At 64.0% G+C, this 14,013-nt stretch carries 14 protein-coding genes; 8 read left to right on the forward strand and 6 right to left on the reverse strand.

What is annotated here, in order from left to right:
- Nucleotides 1-9: 9 nt before the first annotated feature.
- Nucleotides 10-807 (reverse strand): ABC transporter substrate-binding protein, encoded by a 798-nt coding sequence (locus AB3X98_RS00540; RefSeq protein ID WP_368603151.1) that lies wholly within the window; start codon nucleotides 805-807, stop codon nucleotides 10-12.
- A 159-nt stretch (nucleotides 808-966) separates the two neighbouring features.
- Between AB3X98_RS00540 and AB3X98_RS00545 the strand changes: the two genes are divergently transcribed.
- Together AB3X98_RS00545 and AB3X98_RS00550 are read left to right on the forward strand one after the other, a co-directional pair.
- Complete coding sequence (locus AB3X98_RS00545) at nucleotides 967-1,944, forward strand: ornithine cyclodeaminase family protein (RefSeq protein ID WP_368603152.1); 978 nt, start codon at nucleotides 967-969, stop codon at nucleotides 1,942-1,944.
- 104 nt (nucleotides 1,945-2,048) lie between these two features.
- Nucleotides 2,049-2,696 carry a transcriptional regulator gene (locus AB3X98_RS00550; RefSeq protein ID WP_254316354.1) on the forward strand — a complete coding sequence of 216 codons (648 nt, stop codon included), beginning with the start codon at nucleotides 2,049-2,051 and terminating at the stop codon, nucleotides 2,694-2,696.
- A 19-nt stretch (nucleotides 2,697-2,715) separates the two neighbouring features.
- On the opposite strand, the gene AB3X98_RS00555 is transcribed toward AB3X98_RS00550, so the two are convergent.
- From AB3X98_RS00555 to AB3X98_RS00575, 5 genes are all read right to left on the reverse strand, one after another.
- The gene (locus AB3X98_RS00555; RefSeq protein ID WP_342948144.1) at nucleotides 2,716-4,524 is read right to left on the reverse strand and encodes an SLC13 family permease; all 1,809 of its coding nucleotides are present in this window, start codon (nucleotides 4,522-4,524) and stop codon (nucleotides 2,716-2,718) included.
- Nucleotides 4,525-4,583: 59 nt separating this feature from the next.
- Nucleotides 4,584-6,245 (reverse strand): gamma-glutamyltransferase, encoded by a 1,662-nt coding sequence (gene ggt / locus AB3X98_RS00560; RefSeq protein WP_368603153.1) that lies wholly within the window; start codon nucleotides 6,243-6,245, stop codon nucleotides 4,584-4,586.
- Nucleotides 6,246-6,314: 69 nt separating this feature from the next.
- The gene (locus AB3X98_RS00565) at nucleotides 6,315-6,533 is read right to left on the reverse strand and encodes an EmrB/QacA subfamily drug resistance transporter (RefSeq protein ID WP_069262417.1); all 219 of its coding nucleotides are present in this window, start codon (nucleotides 6,531-6,533) and stop codon (nucleotides 6,315-6,317) included.
- 10 nt (nucleotides 6,534-6,543) lie between these two features.
- On the reverse strand, nucleotides 6,544-8,178 hold the full coding sequence (locus tag AB3X98_RS00570) for an L-lactate permease (RefSeq protein ID WP_368603154.1): 1,635 nt from the start codon (nucleotides 8,176-8,178) through the stop codon (nucleotides 6,544-6,546).
- Nucleotides 8,179-8,673: 495 nt separating this feature from the next.
- A complete protein-coding gene (locus tag AB3X98_RS00575; RefSeq protein ID WP_368603155.1) occupies nucleotides 8,674-8,937 on the reverse strand; it encodes a hypothetical protein in 264 nt (87 codons plus the stop codon).
- Nucleotides 8,938-9,332: 395 nt separating this feature from the next.
- Here AB3X98_RS00575 and AB3X98_RS00580 point away from each other — a divergent pair, with 395 nt between their 5' ends.
- From AB3X98_RS00580 to AB3X98_RS00605, 6 genes are all read left to right on the forward strand, one after another.
- A complete protein-coding gene (locus AB3X98_RS00580) occupies nucleotides 9,333-9,548 on the forward strand; it encodes a hypothetical protein (RefSeq protein ID WP_069262118.1) in 216 nt (71 codons plus the stop codon).
- A 121-nt stretch (nucleotides 9,549-9,669) separates the two neighbouring features.
- Complete coding sequence (locus AB3X98_RS00585) at nucleotides 9,670-10,770, forward strand: GGDEF domain-containing protein (protein ID WP_368603156.1); 1,101 nt, start codon at nucleotides 9,670-9,672, stop codon at nucleotides 10,768-10,770.
- The gene (locus AB3X98_RS00590; RefSeq protein ID WP_368610198.1) at nucleotides 10,740-11,093 is read left to right on the forward strand and encodes a hypothetical protein; all 354 of its coding nucleotides are present in this window, start codon (nucleotides 10,740-10,742) and stop codon (nucleotides 11,091-11,093) included. Before AB3X98_RS00585 ends, AB3X98_RS00590 begins: the two co-directional genes overlap by 31 nt.
- Nucleotides 11,094-11,391: 298 nt before the next feature.
- A complete protein-coding gene (locus tag AB3X98_RS00595) occupies nucleotides 11,392-11,868 on the forward strand; it encodes a MarR family winged helix-turn-helix transcriptional regulator (protein ID WP_368603158.1) in 477 nt (158 codons plus the stop codon).
- A 49-nt stretch (nucleotides 11,869-11,917) separates the two neighbouring features.
- On the forward strand, nucleotides 11,918-12,910 hold the full coding sequence (locus AB3X98_RS00600) for a carbon-nitrogen hydrolase family protein (protein ID WP_069262121.1): 993 nt from the start codon (nucleotides 11,918-11,920) through the stop codon (nucleotides 12,908-12,910).
- A gap of 78 nt (nucleotides 12,911-12,988) precedes the next feature.
- Nucleotides 12,989-13,924 (forward strand): NAD(P)H-binding protein, encoded by a 936-nt coding sequence (locus AB3X98_RS00605; protein WP_368603159.1) that lies wholly within the window; start codon nucleotides 12,989-12,991, stop codon nucleotides 13,922-13,924.
- Nucleotides 13,925-14,013 lie beyond the last annotated feature (89 nt).

Below are 14,013 nucleotides of genomic sequence, written 5' to 3' on the forward strand. Positions count from 1 at the left end.
TGATCGACATCACTTCGCGACGATATCGCGGCCGAAATACTTCATCGACAGCTTCGTGAGCGTACCGTCCTGGCGCAGCGAATCGATCGCGGCCGCCACCTTCGCCTTGAGCGCCGCGTCGTCCTTGCGCATGCCGAAGCCCGTGCCTTCGCCGAGCGTGGCCGGGTCCTTGAGCGGCGCGCCCGCAAATTCGAAGCCCTTGCCCTGCGGTTTCGAGAGGAAGCCGTCCGTGGCAGTCTGCACTTCCTGCACCGCGCCGTCCAGGCGCCCGGCCGCGAGGTCCGCGAAAATCTGGTCCTGGTTCTCGTAGGTGACGACGTTCACACCCTGCGTGCCCCAGTGCTTGCGGACATAGTCTTCCTGCGTCGAGCCTTGCAGCACGCCAACCGACTTGCCCTTCAGGCTCGCGGGCGTGGGCTGCAGACCCGAGCCGCTCTTTGCGACCATCTGGATCGGCATCACGTAGATGGCGGGCGTGAAGGCGATCTGCTGACGCCGCTTCTCGGTGATGTTCATGGCCGAATTGATGACGTCGAACTTGCGCGCCTCGAGCGCGGCGATCAGGCCGTCGAAGCTGTTCTCCACCCATACGCACTTCATCTGCAGTTTCTGGCACACCGCGTTGCCGATATCGATGTCGAAGCCTTGCAGATCGCCCGAAGGCGTCTTGCTCTCGAACGGCGGATAGGCGGCCTCCACGCCGAAGCGCAGCGTTTTCGGGTCCTGCGCGTGCGCCGCGCCCGCCGTCATGCCCGCGAGGCACGCAAGGCTGGCCGCAGCCGCAAAGCGAATCATCTTCCTGTTCATCGTCGTCACCCAATTCGTAATAAGTGTCTGTTCAAGTGTGCTGCGCTTCGTGCGGCGCCCTTTCACGAGGGCCGCGGCCGCAGGAGGAATATAGACGAAAAATAAAAATAAAGTCTAGAATGGACAAAAATGTCTACACCGCGACTCCGGAGCCCCACCATGAACGAGATGTCCCCAGCCTTCGCCGCGCCGCTCGTCGTCGACGCCGCCCAGGTGCGCGCCGCCCTGCCGAGCCTCGACGTGCGAGGCGAACTCGCCCGCCTGTTCGCCTCGCTCGGCCGCGGCGATGCCGTGCAGCCGCCGCAAACCCTGACGCTGTTCCCGAAGCAGGCCGGCGACTTCATCACCTATCTCGGCGTGCTCGCCGAAGCGGGCGTGTTCGGCGCGAAGCTCTCGCCGTACATCGTGGGCGCCGAGGGCCAGCCGCCCATCATTACGGCTTGGACCGCGCTGATGTCGATGAAAACGGGCCAGCCGCTCATGTGGTGCGACTCGGCGCTGCTCACTACCGAGCGCACCGCGGGCACCACGGCGCTCGCCGTCGACCACCTTGCGCCGCGCGAGGCGAAGCGCCTGGCCGTAATCGGCTCGGGCGCGGTCGCGCTGGCGCATCTTCGTCACGTTGCGCCGCTGCGCGCGTGGGAGAGCATTCGCGTGTTTTCGCCGAAGCTCGCCGGCGACGCACAACGCCAGGCCGAACTGCGTGCGCTGGACGCACGGGCAAGCGTGGCGCAAACGCCCGATGCCTGCGTGCACGACGCCGACGTAGTGATGCTGTGCACCTCGTCCGGCAAGCCCGTGCTCGCGCTGGACACGCTCACGAAACCCGCGCTCATCACCTCGATCAGCACGAACGTCGCCCACGCGCATGAAATCGATCCGGCCGCGCTGCCCTCGCTCGACGTGTACTGCGACTATCGCCACACCACGCCGCAAAGCGCGGGCGAAATGGTGCTGGCCGCGCGCGAGCACGGCTGGTCGCCCGATGCGATCGCGGGCGATCTCGCGGAACTCGTCAACGACACCTGCCCGCGACCGGCGTACGCGCGCCACGCGTTCTTCCGCTCGATCGGCCTTGGCCTCGAAGACATGGCCGTCGCGAACGCGCTGTACGAGCATCTGCAAAGCGCACGCTGATGCCCGTTGATGCGCGGCGTCGAGCGAACGCAGTATCATCGATGTCCTTTCTGCCGCAACCCGGTTCCACACCGATGCCGAAACGAGAAGACGAGAAAACCCGCGTGAAGAAGACCGCCAGCCCGAAGACCGCGCGCGACCTGCTGCTCGCGCGCTACGCGCACGTGGCGGACAGCATCACCACGCTGTTCTTTCCGTTCGCGGAGGTCGTGATTCACGACCTCTCGGACCAGACCGTGGCGTATCTCTCGAACAATCTCTCGAAGCGCGAGGTCGGCGACGACTCCGCGCTCGAAGACGTCGAGGAAACCACGCGCAACAAGCTGCTCGGGCCCTACGAGAAGGTGAACTGGGACGGGCGGCGCATGCGTTGCGTGAGCACGGCGCTGTTCGACGATGAAGGGCACGCGGCGGGTGTCATGTGCATCAACTTCAACATCGCCGCGTTCGACGACATGCAGGCCACGCTCAACCTCTTCCTGCGCGGCGCAGGCGTAATCGCACAGCCCGAGGAGTTGTTCAGGGACGACTGGCAGGAGCGCATCAACACCTTTCTGCACGGCTGGCTGCGCGAGCGGCAGATCGCGCTCAACTCGCTCACGCGCGAACACCGCCGCGAACTGGTCGAGGCGCTGCACGCCGAAGGCGCGTTCAAGGGCAAGAGTTCCGCCAACTATGTGGCGAAGGTGCTGGGCATGGGGCGCGCGACGGTCTACAAGCATCTGCGCGAAATGAAGGCGGACGCCGAATAGCGCCCCAACCCATGCCTGACTAGAAGCGCCAGTACAACGGCGCAATGAACACAACCACCGCCATCGACCACAACACGATCAGCGCACCGATCTTCCAGTAGTCGCCGAACGCGTAGGCACCCGGCCCGTACGTGACGATGTTCACCGGCGTGCTCATTGGCGTGAGGTGGGCTGCGCCCGCGCCCAGCGCGACCGCGATCAGGAACGGCGTCGCGGACACCCCGAGTTCCCGCGCTGTGGCAACCGCAATCGGCACGGTCACGAGCGCGGAAGAGTTGTTGGAGATGACCTGGGTCAGCACCGCAGCGACGACGAAGAGTCCCGCCATCACGGCGCGCGGGCCGCCGGAGCCGACGATCTGGATCACATAGTCGCCAAGCAGATACGCGAGCCCGGTCTTCGACATCGCAGTGGCGAGCGGGATCAGTGCACCGACCAGCACGCAGGTGTTCCAGTCGATGGAATACAGCTGGCTCAGCTTGATCACGCGTGTCAGCACCATCGCCGTCACGCAGATCAGCGTGGCCACGGCGGCCGGCACGACATTGGTCGCAAGCAGCACGACCAGCACGGCGAGAATGACGAGCGCCTCGCGAGCGCCGCGACTGAGCGCGACAGTCTGGCGCCGGACGGCCTGCGGCGCATCGACCATCAGGATCTGCGGGTCGGAGAAGTGCTTGTCCAGCGCCTCCCATGTGCCCCGGAACAGCAGATGGTCGCCGGCGAGCAGATGCGTGGAGGGTCCCGGCACGTCTTCCCCACTGCGCTGGACGGCAAGCACGATCAGGTCTCCTTCGTGCGTCGCCATACCCGGAAACACGGCTTGACCGATCAACGCGGAGCGCTGCGGGATCACCACTTCGGCAAGGCCTGACGTACGGTTGAACAACGCGTTGGTCACGGCCTGCGATTCCCGGTACGGCTCGCGAATGGCGAGGTGCAGGTCGTTTGCCAGCCGGGCGACAACCTGCGCGTCGCCGCGCACGAGCAGGTGCTGTCCCTCGAGCGCAGCTTGCCCGCCCAGCTCCGCATCCTCTTCGTCCATGAGCCCGAGGACGCTGAGGCCCGGGTATTGCGACAGATCGATGTCGGCCACCGTCTTGCCGATAAACGGCGACCCGGCACGCACGCGCAGCCGGCACACGTCCTCGGCCATGCGGTACTGTTCGACGAGCGTATGCGCATGCTGGCTGAAATCGGCTGGCAGCGATCCCGAACTGCGTTTGGGCAGCAAGAGCGGCCCCAGCACCAGAATGATGACGAGGCTGCCCGCGAAAAGCGGCAGGCCGACAATCGACCATTCGAAGAAACGGATCGGCGCGCCGCCTGCCGCATCGGCCGCGCTCGCCGCGATGACATTCACAGGACTGCCTAGCAGTGTGAGCTTGGCGCCGGTCAGGCACGCAATCGACACCGGCATCATCAGTTGGGAAGGCTCGAGCCGGGTGCGTACGCAGACGATGACCGCGATCGGCAACATCGCGACAACGGCGCCGTTCATGCCGATCAGCGCGGTCGAGATCGCGGACAGGATCAGCAGCGAAGCGATGAGCCGTTTCTGGCTCTGGCCGGCATGACGAATGAGCCACTGGCCCGCCCACGTGCCCACGCCGGTCGTCTCGAGGCCGATCCCGACGCCGAGCAGCGCGGCGATGAAGACGATGAGCGGATCGCCGAAACCGCCCAACGCCTCGTGCATCGTCAGCACGCCGGTAAGGTAGAGCGCGAGCAGCGACATGACGGCGACCACCGCCGCCGGCAGCTTGTTCCAGATGAACAGCACCATCGTTACAGCGAGGATGAGCGAGGTAACGATCATCGGGTTCATGTGTTCGACCCTTCGTGCGACTTCACAGTGCACTAGTCCGCCGTCAGCAGCCGCGAAAGCTAGTAGCCCAGCGCCGCGCCGTCTCCGCGCGGATCGGCGCCGCCTTCATAAAAGCCCTGTTCGCGATCGACCCGGATCGCGTGCGCATGTCCCATGTTGTCGTTCCAGTGCGTGACCATCTGCACGGGCTGACCCCGGCGTTTCAGTTCGCGCACGACTTCGTCGGAGATGCGTCCCTCGAGCGACATGTTGCGCGATTTGGTGCCCCAGGTGCGGCCCATCAGCCAGCGCGGCGCTTCGATGGCCTGCTGCACGTCGTAGCCGAAGTCCACGATCCGCGTGACGAGCGCTGCCTGCGTCTGCGGCTGCCCTTCGCCGCCCATCGAACCGAACGCGAGGCAAGGCTTGCCGTCGCACGACATCAGCGCCGGGATCAACGTATGGAAGGTTCGCTTGCCCGGCTGCAGACTGTTCGGATGATGCTCGTCCAGCGAGAAGAACGCGCCGCGGTTCTGCATGATGATGCCGGTGTCGCCACCCATCACCGCGCTGCCGAAGTCGTGATAAATCGACTGGATCAGCGACACGACCATCCCGTCCTTGTCCGAGGCGCAGAAGTAGCAGGTGTCGCCGTCCGGCGCGCGGCGCTCGTGCGGATGCTGATACGCAATGCCCGCGGGCACGGTTGCGATGTCGAGCGCGCGTTCGGGGTCGAGCAGTTTGCGGCGCTCGTCGCAATACGCCTTGGAGATGAGTTCGTCCACCGGTATCGCGACGAAATCCGGGTCGGTCAGCCACTCCTCGCGGTCGGCAAACGCGATCTTCACCGCTTCGGCGAGGTGGTGATAGTAGTCTGCCGTGCCGTCGCCCCACGCGGTGACGTCGTAGCCTTCGATCAGATTCAGGATTTGCAGCGGCGTGAAGCCTTGGGTGTTCGGGGGCAGCTCATACACCGTATTGCCCCGGTACGTCGTGCTGATCGGCGTCACCCACTGCGCGTGATACGCGGCGAAGTCGTCCGCCTGCAGCGGCGAGCCCGCCTGACCGATCGCGCCGCAGATCCGTGCAGCAAGATCGCCTTCGTAAAATCCCGCCCGCGCGCCGTGATCGGCGAGATGCTGCAGCGAGCGTGCGAGTGCACTTTGCACGAGCCGTTCGCCGTCCGCCGGCACGCGGCCGCCCGGCAGGAACACCGCCGCGGTTTCGGGATATTTCGTGAGGATCGGCACGTCCTGCGCCGTCCAGTCCGCGAGCGAGCGGCTCACCGGCACGCCGTCGCGAGCGTAGCCGATCGCCGGCCCAAACAGGTCCGCCCATGTCAACCGCCCGAAGCGCTCGTGGGCAAGACGCCAGCCGTCAATCGCGCCCGGCACGGTGAGCACGGCCTGTGGCCCGCGCGCCGCGATTTCGTCGGCGCCGGCGCTGCCTCGATAGCGGGCCAGTGTGGCTTGCTGCGCAGCGGGTCCGCTCGCATTGATGGCGTACACCTGCTCGCTCTTGCCGTCGGCGATCAGCCAGAATCCGTCGCCGCCCAGTCCCGCCATGTGCGGGTACGCGACGCACAGCACAGCGTTCGCGGCAATCGCGGCATCGACTGCCGTGCCGCCGCGTTGCAGCATGGTAAGGCCAGCCTGGCTGGCGAGATAGTGAGGAGTCGACACCATCCCTTGCGGTGCGCGGGTGGGCGGCCGACCGGTGCGAGGGCCGTTTGGATGACTCATGATGAATGCGCTCCCGTGATGTTGATCCGGCAAAGCGACACGCTCCAACGCGCGAAAGCGGCGAGTCGATCAGGAAGCTCGATCGTCGAACTCGACGCCCGCGTCCCTGACCTTGTCTTTGGAGTGATCCATGAACCGCGTGATGATCGGCAGCGCGCCGCCGGCAATCACGCATAGCAGGCCGAGGCTCAGCAGCAGCGTGTTACCGGTGGTCGCGCCCCTGCTGGTGAGCGGAAAGGCGAGGAACATCAGGATCAGCGCCACCGTTTCTGCCACGAGCTTGTCCATGCCGATCACCTCACGCGAGCATGACGAGAACAATCGTGCCTATCCCGGTGAGGATGGCCACGATGATCGTCCACGGGATGGCGAGTTTCATGACCGCGCCTTCCTGCCCCTTGATACCGGTGATGCTGGTGCCGAGCACGATATTCGCGGGGCCGATGGCGTTGCCGTAGGCGCTGCCTGCGGCCTGCGCCGCCACGATCGCCTCCACGGGCAGCGAATGCAAATGCGCGACGTCGCTCTGCAAGCCGCCGAACAGGACGTTCGATGCGGTGCTGCTCGACGTCATGAACGCGCCAAGCGCGCCAATCACACTGGCGATGCCCGCGTAGACGAGCGGGGGCGAGGCGTCGGCAATACCGTGCGCGAGCACCATGGTCTGTCCGCTGTGATCGAGAACCCGGCTCGTCACGAGGAACGCGATGACCGGCAGCGACGCGGGCACGCCATCCACGATGAGCGAGCGCCCGAGGTTTTCCTTGCCATGACGCGACTGCCACGCCCCGTAGTAGCCATTCGCGCGATACACGATCCACACGATGATGGCCGATATCAGCAGCATCGTGCCCGGATGGGTGAACGGCGCAAACGGCGCATAACGTGTGACCGCCGCGTTCGTCACACCGAACCCTGTGGTCACTTCGGGAAACGGCAGACCGATACGGAATTGCCGCAAGGCGTTATTCAGCGGATCGATCAGCAAAATACCGAGCGTGACGACCGTGAGCACGACATACGGCAGAAAAGCCATGCCGATGCTCATCACCGGCTCGCTCACCTCCGACTCGGTACGGACCGCCGTTTCGTCCATTGCGGGCCGCTCCGGCACATCGGCTTGCGGAACCGGCTCGCTGAAACGGCGCCAGCGAGAGAGCGGGTACAGTGCGATCATCGCAATGGCCGCCGCGAGGAACGTCGAGAGTTCCGGGCTCAGGAACGCAAAAATCAGCTGCCCAAAGCCGAGTATCGTGCCAAGAATCAGGACAAGCGGCCATGCATGACGCACTGCGGCCCAGCGTCCGTACAACCATACGATCAGCAGTCCACCAAAATAGGTGGGAATCAACAGCAGTAGCGAGGATTCGAATGCGGCCCGCGTCACGTCCTGTACATCCGCCACCTGCAAGGTCGCCAGCCAGCCGACGCCAAGCGTGCCGAAGAACCGGGCCCATGCATGCGCAATGATCGAAATGGCGGCTGCATAAACCGGCCTGACGCCAATTGCGAGCAGAAGCGGAGCCACAACGGCAATCGGCGCGCCGAAGCCCGCGATACCCTGAAGAAACGATGAAAAGACCCAGCCGAGCCCGAGAATGACGAACAATTCATTCCGGCTAAAGCGGGAAATCCCTTGCCGCAGGGCGTCGTATCCGCCAGCCTGTTTGGTGATCTGATAGAGCAACAATGCCGGCCACATAACGTAGAGGATGAATATGGCGTCCCATACGCCCTTGGCGCTTGCGACAGTCAATGTCCCAAGTGGAGTGCGGAATGCGAAAAAGGCGATCAAACCCGCCACGAACATTGCACCCGGACCGGCCTCAGGCGCGCGCCAGCGAAGCGGCACGAGAAAGACGAGCAGCGCGACGATCGAAAGTGTTGCCAGAATCCAGTGAATCAGATCGACCGGAATTGATGTGTCAGTCATCTCCTTCCCTCATACCGACACAGTCTCCGCTGACGTTGGGAGATTCGGCTCGGAAATCGATTTAACTGATGATAGTCGCTTTTGTTTAAGCCGCAAGCTAAAAATCCAGTGACTTATTTCGTTGTGCAACATTTTTCCGATTTGAGTGGCTTATCCCTTCTTCGAAAATTATTTTGTTATTTAACGTCGTTCTCAATCGATTACCGACATTCGAATAAAGCGAAAAACTATCTCGTGAACGAATCGCAGGTTTCCCTCGATTTCTGTCAACAATGATTGCGTGCGCAATGAAACATCGGCATTTCGGCAGGCGAGACGTCCCGCGTGCTTTGACGCCGTTCGCGCGCCACCAGGCCAGGTTTGCTAACGCAATCGACCGTTGCGCGATACATCGACCCTGAAAGCGAATGGCAGCCGAAAAACACAGCTTTCGGACACGTCCCCGATTCGCGGCTCATGTCAGGCGCTTGCCAGCACTGACGCAGGAATGACTGTTCAGCTCACCGGCCACCGTGCGCGCCCATCGCATGAAAGCCTGCGCTGATGCTCGACCTCGCGTCTGAGCAGTTCGCGGTGCAGCGTCATGGTCTGTATGATGTCGCGCATCACGCAAAGCAAGTCTTCTCCTGCCACGCTGGCGGTGCCGCATTCCCGCTGACGCTGGACGCACACCGTGAGCGCCGCCAGCCGCCGTCGAGCTTCCGCGAGGTGAAGGTCTGCGGTCAGAAGCTCGAGTTCCTCGGTCGATGGGTCGTTCATGATGCCCCTCTCCGGATTCGCCGCAATCGGCCGCAACGAATGGCAAGGCTGGCACCGCGACCAGCCCAGTATATGCCTCGCAGCTGGGATGTTACTGCACCTGACGCAGACGCGTTCAGGATCGCTGTTGTCGACCTACGATCCGCGACGCAATGGCCTGCTCTCGACGCGCACGCGGGTCCGGAACGCGTGAGGATGCCGGTCGAAACTATCGCTGTACAAATGAAGGCGGCGGCGTAGTATGAAAACATCCGTCGACTGCGACCGATCCCGCCGCTCCTCCTGCTGCCACTTCTCAGGGATCGCGCCGCTCCCCTCCATCGCAGACCACGAATACCGCCGGCCGAAGATTCGGACGGCTTGCGGATTCCTCACTGGGATTCAGGGAGAGACCTATGCGTTCAGATCCAGACCGCTTTCATATCGACCCAACGCCACGCCGGGCGGATGGGGAATACATGGCGCACGTGCGCATCAGCACCAGGCGAATCGATGGAAGCGAGTGCGAAGTCCACTCCAGCGGCGATCTCGCGGGATTCGACGCGCGCGAGGATGCGATTGCCTACGCAGAAAATTGGGCGAAGCGATGGCTGGATGCCCGCTTTGGCTAGGGTGTCCCATCGGTTGCTCCGCGCAATTGCCGCGCCGCGGCCTGCTCGGGATGGGGCCATGCCAGGCTAAAGGAAATCGCAGCCGTGTCGTTATACCGGGGGCGAATCCAAATGTTCCTGAATGGTGATGGTCGCTGGCATGCCGTACGCGGGAAGAACCCGGTTTCTCGAGAAACGACGCAGTTTTCGGGACGCCACAGAGCTGCGTCTTTTCCTGGAGAGTGCGGCGGAAAGTTCGCGCCTTCTCGCTGTGGCGGTCCAACTCTTCGGGCTGGTGTCGTGGCTCATGTCCCGGGCATTCGCGAATCCCCATGCGCACTTCGATGTGCCGGGCACGCTGGTAGCCGCCAGCGGCATCCTCCTCGCGATGGGCATGACGTACGCCTCACGGGGACTGCGAATGGACGCGCTGGGCCGGTTCGCATGCGCAGCGTTCGTGGCACTGGCGTTTCACTCCAATATGCCCGGCACCGGCAATCCTGCGTTCTGGGTCCTGCCGATCGGCGTGGCGATCAACGTGGGCATGGCCCCGGTGATCTCCGGGTATTTCAACTATCTCGCAAGTGCACTGACTGTCTGGCTGATCATCTCCCACGGCGAGGTGGTCGCGCTGATGTCCTCACAGGACCGCAACTGGATTTTGCTGTTTGCGCTCGCCGCCCTTGCGCTCGGTCTCCTGCTCAATCTCCTGTTTACACAGGAGCGGAAAAAGACATTTCTGGTACAGCGCGAACTGGCACGACTCGCATTCAGGGACACACTCACCGGCATTGCGAATCGCCGTAGCTTCATGCTGGAGGTCAATGAATGCCAGGACCGCCGGTCCAGTGAGGAATTCTGGCTGTTGCTCATCGATGTCGACGACTTCAAGCAAATCAACGACACCGCGGGGCACGACGCCGGCGACGAGGTCCTGGCCGCCGTGGCGCGCACCATCGAGGAAAGCGCCAGCCCGCACCTTTGCGGTCGCCTTGGCGGCGAAGAGTTCGGCGTGATCTTCCCGGGCAACCAGCAAAGCGCCAAAACCCTCGCACGTGAAATCTGCGGCACCGTAGCGGCGGCGCGAATTTCCGGACACAGGGTAACGGTCAGTATTGGGGTCTCGAGCATCTCGGAGCTAATCGGTGTACCCGAAACGTTTCGGCTCGCCGACCGTGCGCTCTACGAAGCGAAACGGCAAGGCAAAAACCGATGCGTGGTCGCCGAACCGGCGTCGTGGTGACGTGTATCGCGGCACGGCGCGATGCTGTGTCACTATGGCCCGAAGATGCCCTGACACCCGAAGCGGAAGCCGGCCCCGTCAAGGAACTCACCAACGTTCTGATCCACGCGGAAGGCTACGATCCCGGCAACCGGATTGCGCAGGGCGTGACTGTGCTCTATCTGCACCGGCCGGCCGCCGTCTATGTCGCCGGGGAGCCCTCGGCGCTGCCGCGCTACCGCATCGTTACTTCGGCGCCGGAAGGTCAGTACACCGATACATCCCGCGTTAATGCGCGTAGACCGGACCGAGCCCGGGCGTGTCCTGCCGGGACGAAACCGTAGCCGCACCGGCGCCTGCCGCCGACGAGCCGTCCGCCACGCCGCCATACCCTGAAGCCACCGCGCCGTTCGGGCGGGCGCGCCTGTCCCAATCGTCTGAATGTTGCGGATGCCGGGCTAGTGCGTGTGGCACGCCGTTCCTGGCCGCCCCGCACCGCTTTTGTATCGCCATGTATCTGGCCGCCGCGTGGAAACATGGACATACACAAAGCCGGCCCTCCCGACACGTTCGGGATACATCGGCACGCTTCAATACGTCAACCGGGCAAACCGCCCCGCACGAACCCTGGAGTCGCGAAACATGTCCTGCACCGAAACCGTTCCGCATACCACTGAAGCATCGGGCGACGTGAGCGCGCAGATCGCCCGCTACTGCCTGCTGACGCGCACCCGGCAGATCGCACGCGTACTGACCGGCCTTTACGACGACGCGCTACGCCCGCTCGGCATCAGCTCATCCCAGCTTTCGCTGCTCGTGCTCGTCGCGGAGTACGGCCCCTTGAGCCGCGCCGCGCTCGGGCGCAAGAATCATCACGACCGCACGACGCTCACGCGCAACCTGCAGCCGCTCATCGCGCACGGCTGGGTCGCCGATGGCGAGCCCGGTGGCGATGGCCGCAGCCGTGCGCTCTCGGTGACGCAAGCGGGCCGCGCCCTGCTTCAGACCGCAGGATCTGCGTGGTCGACCGCGCAACAGCGCGCCGCCAGCGTGCTTGGCCTCGAGGGCGCGAGCGCGCTCATGAACATCGCGGCGGATCTCCCGTCAGCCACCCTCTAATCTTTCTTCATCGTCAATGTTGCATATGCAACACCATCAGGAGCCTGCAATGAAAGTCGTCAAAGCCGCCGCCGTCCAGATCAGCCCCGTGCTCTACAGCCGCGAGGCAACGGTTGCCAAGGTCGTGCAGAAGATTCTCGAACTCGGCCGCAAAGGCGTGCAGTTCGCCACGTTCCCCGAGACCGTGGTGCCGTATTACCCGTACTTTTCCGCGGTGCAAACGCCCATGCAATTGCTAGCGGGCACCGAGCATCTGCGCCTGCTCGAACAGTCCGTGACGGTGCCCTCGCCCGCCACCGACGCGATCGGCGAGGCCGCACGGCAAGCGGGCATGGTGGTCTCGATCGGCGTGAACGAGCGCGACGGCGGCACCATCTACAACACGCAACTGCTCTTCGACGCCGACGGCACGCTGATCCAGCGCCGCCGCAAGATCACGCCCACGCATTTCGAGCGCATGATCTGGGGCCAGGGCGACGGATCGGGCCTGCGCGCCGTGGACAGCAAGGTGGGCCGCATTGGCCAGCTCGCCTGCTTCGAGCACAACAACCCGCTCGCGCGCTACGCAATGATCGCCGACGGCGAGCAGATCCATTCGGCCATGTATCCCGGCTCGGCTTTCGGCGAAGGCTTCGCGCAACGCATGGAAATCAATATCCGCCAGCACGCGCTGGAATCCGGCGCCTTCGTCGTGAACGCAACCGCGTGGCTCGACGCCGACCAGCAGGCGCAGATCATGAACGACACGGGCTGCGCGATCGGGCCGATCTCGGGCGGCTGCTTCACCACCATCGTCGCGCCGGACGGCACGCTGATCGGCGAACCGCTGCGCGAGGGCGAAGGCGAAGTCATCGCCGATCTCGACTTCTCGCTGATCGACCGTCGCAAGATGCTGATGGATGCGGCCGGCCACTACAACCGCCCGGAGCTGCTCAGTCTGCAGATCGACCGCACACCGGCGGCGAACGTTCATGAACGTGTGCAACACGCCGCTACGGCGACCGCAAACGAAGGCGAGGAGCCGCGCACGATCGTTGCCTGAGCGCGCACTGATGCGCAGGCTTCTTTCTTTTCTAAATGTGTATATACACTCTTTAGTGTTACGAAACAGGTAAGCGAAATGACCACTCAAACCCGGCATGACCGTCCGATTCTCGTCACGGGTGCGGCAGGCGCAATCGGCGCCGTCGGCCGCAGCATCACCGAAAACCTGCTTGCGAAGGGACATCGCGTGCGTGCCTTGGTGCGCCGCGAGGACGCACGCGCCGACGAACTGCGCCGTCTCGGCGCGCAGGTCGTGCTCGGCGATCTAACCGATCTCGATTCGATGCACCGCGCCATGGAAGGCGTCTCGCGCCTGTACTTCGGCATGTCGGTGTCGCCTGCGTATCTCGAAGCGACGATCAACACAGCGGCCGTTGCACGCCATCACGGCGTGGAAGCGTTCGTGAACATGTCGCAGATGACCGTCTCGCAGATGAGCATCACCGAAACCACCGACAGCGTGCAGCAAAAGCAGCACTGGCTCGCCGAGCAGGCGCTCGCCTGGTCGGGCCTGCCCGTCGTCACCGTGCGGCCCACGGTGTTTCTGGAGAGCTTCTTCCTGCTTCTAGCGGCAGAGGGCGTGCGCAAGCACGACGAACTCGTGCTGCCGCTCGGCCAAGGCCGGACCTCGCCGATCTCGTCGCTCGACGTGGCGCGTGCCGTCGCGGAGATCCTCGACAATCCGGCGCCGCATATCGGCCAGGTCTATCACCTCACGGGCCTCGAGTCCCGCGATATGGAGCACTATGCCCGCCTCTTCTCCGAGGTCCTGGGCCGCACGATCCGCTACCGCGACGTGCCCGTCGAGGCATGGGCTGCGAAGCTGGGCGAGCTCGGGATAACCGCGCACGTCGTCAAGCATCTCGCGGTCATGGCCGAACTGCATGCGCAAGGCCGCTACGACCGCATGACCGACGACCTGCGCAAGCTCACGGGTCAGGCGCCGATCGGCATGCGCGAGTTCGTGACGCACCACGCCGCTGCATTTTCGGGCGGCACGACATCGGCCTGATGCGATGTGCGTTTGCGTGCCGGGACATCCGGCGCGAATTCCGTTGGCGAGCGATGCAAAACTGCAGCACATACGCGCGCCAGCACAAC

Origin of the sequence: Paraburkholderia sp. BR14312, assembly GCF_040948675.1 — a bacterium.
Taxonomy (GTDB): Bacteria; Pseudomonadota; Gammaproteobacteria; order Burkholderiales; family Burkholderiaceae; genus Paraburkholderia; species Paraburkholderia nodosa_A.

Excerpts from the sequence above, each read along its gene's own strand:
- AB3X98_RS00575 (WP_368603155.1), bottom strand. The coding sequence starts at position 8,937 with ATGAACGACCCATCGACCGAGGAACTCGAGCTTCTGACCGCAGACCTT.
- AB3X98_RS00570 (WP_368603154.1), bottom strand. The coding sequence starts at position 8,178 with ATGACTGACACATCAATTCCGGTCGATCTGATTCACTGGATTCTGGCA.
- AB3X98_RS00605 (WP_368603159.1), top strand. The coding sequence starts at position 12,989 with ATGACCACTCAAACCCGGCATGACCGTCCGATTCTCGTCACGGGTGCG.
- AB3X98_RS00580 (WP_069262118.1), top strand. The coding sequence starts at position 9,333 with ATGCGTTCAGATCCAGACCGCTTTCATATCGACCCAACGCCACGCCGG.
- AB3X98_RS00555 (WP_342948144.1), bottom strand. The coding sequence starts at position 4,524 with ATGAACCCGATGATCGTTACCTCGCTCATCCTCGCTGTAACGATGGTG.
- AB3X98_RS00600 (WP_069262121.1), top strand. The coding sequence starts at position 11,918 with ATGAAAGTCGTCAAAGCCGCCGCCGTCCAGATCAGCCCCGTGCTCTAC.
- AB3X98_RS00590 (WP_368610198.1), top strand. The coding sequence starts at position 10,740 with ATGCGTGGTCGCCGAACCGGCGTCGTGGTGACGTGTATCGCGGCACGG.
- AB3X98_RS00565 (WP_069262417.1), bottom strand. The coding sequence starts at position 6,533 with ATGGACAAGCTCGTGGCAGAAACGGTGGCGCTGATCCTGATGTTCCTC.
- ggt (WP_368603153.1), bottom strand. The coding sequence starts at position 6,245 with ATGAGTCATCCAAACGGCCCTCGCACCGGTCGGCCGCCCACCCGCGCA.
- AB3X98_RS00545 (WP_368603152.1), top strand. The coding sequence starts at position 967 with ATGAACGAGATGTCCCCAGCCTTCGCCGCGCCGCTCGTCGTCGACGCC.
- AB3X98_RS00585 (WP_368603156.1), top strand. The coding sequence starts at position 9,670 with ATGGTGATGGTCGCTGGCATGCCGTACGCGGGAAGAACCCGGTTTCTC.
- AB3X98_RS00595 (WP_368603158.1), top strand. The coding sequence starts at position 11,392 with ATGTCCTGCACCGAAACCGTTCCGCATACCACTGAAGCATCGGGCGAC.
- AB3X98_RS00540 (WP_368603151.1), bottom strand. The coding sequence starts at position 807 with ATGAACAGGAAGATGATTCGCTTTGCGGCTGCGGCCAGCCTTGCGTGC.